This is a genomic window from Hansschlegelia beijingensis, assembly GCF_045505405.1.
Taxonomy (GTDB): Bacteria; Pseudomonadota; Alphaproteobacteria; order Rhizobiales; family Methylopilaceae; genus Methylopila; species Methylopila beijingensis_A.
The window spans coordinates 1-1,060 of the sequence record NZ_JBJKEX010000581.1 but is presented as its reverse complement, the minus strand read 5'-3'; the positions used below and the strand labels follow the sequence as shown (position 1 = coordinate 1,060).

Genomic DNA, 1,060 nt, shown 5'->3' with positions numbered 1-1,060 from the left:
TAGGCGCGCCAGCCGGCGCCGACCGCCTGCTCGCGCAGCGTCTCCCTCTCCGAATAGTCGCCGGTCTCGACCCGCGTCAGCGCGACCGAAAGATTGCGCCACGCCTGTTCGTTGCGGGGATCCTTGCCGGCCGCGAGCGCCATCGTGACCGCGGCCTCGCGCCAGCTTCCGGCGCGGATCTGGGCGACGCCCTGCTTGATGAGCTCCGCGACCGGCCGCGCTTCGGACTGGGCCTCCCGCTTGAGGCGCGCCTCGAGCTTGAGCGCGCTTTCGTTCGCGATCGTGTTCTGGAAGGGATTGTCGGGCTCGGCCCAGACCGGGCCGCAGGAAAGGACCAGCGCCAGCGCCGCCGAGGAGGCGGCCTTTGCGATCCAGCTCACGAGCGCGCGCGTGGTCATCCCGATCCCCCCGACCTTTTGAAGAAGACCATAGACCCGCACGGGGTCGGCGCGAAATCACGTCGCGCGATTCACCCGTTCCTAAGGCCCGGCGTGCGATGATGCCTGACGGGGGTATCTCTGGGGCGACTGGCATGGCGATGGCGCACGCGGCGGGTGGTTCTGCGATCGTCGGGCGTCCCGGCTCGAGGGCTTTGTTCGAGGGCGCCGGCGTTCCGCTGATCGTCTTCATCTGGGCGATGTTCGCCCTTGCGAACGCCTTCGGCGCCTATCCGGCGGTCATCGACCAGCTGTCGACAGACGACGCGATGCGGCTCGCGGGGGTCAGGGACCTGCTCGCGGGTCAGAGCTGGTTCGACCTCGCGCAACATCGGCTGAACCCGCCCGAGGGCGTGGTGATGCACTGGTCGCGCGCCGTCGATCTTCCCATCGCGCTGATCCTCGCCGCGGCCGAGCGTCTGCTGTCGCCGGATCTCGCGCTCAGGGCGACGCTGATCGCGTGGCCGCTCCTGCTCCTGCTGCCCGCCCTGCTCGCGGTGGCGTCCGCGGCGCGGAGCCTCGGCGGCCCGCAGGCGGCGGTGCTCAGCGCCTTCATGACCGTGATGTCGCCGGGAGCGAAGCGGACCGTCACGCCCGGCGACATCACGGTCATGAAGGCGCTG

General features: G+C 70.4%; 1 protein-coding gene and 1 pseudogene. One reads left to right on the top strand and one right to left on the bottom strand.

Annotated features, from left to right (window positions below; genetic code table 11):
• Positions 1-398, bottom strand: a 398-nt coding sequence (locus tag ACIKT0_RS18865; RefSeq protein WP_407106833.1) for a hypothetical protein, incomplete at its 3' end; no start/stop codon positions are given.
• A gap of 134 nt (positions 399-532) precedes the next feature.
• On the opposite strand from ACIKT0_RS18865, the pseudogene ACIKT0_RS18860 reads away from it, so the two are divergent.
• Positions 533-1,060, top strand: a pseudogene (locus ACIKT0_RS18860) (hypothetical protein); the annotation flags it as partial.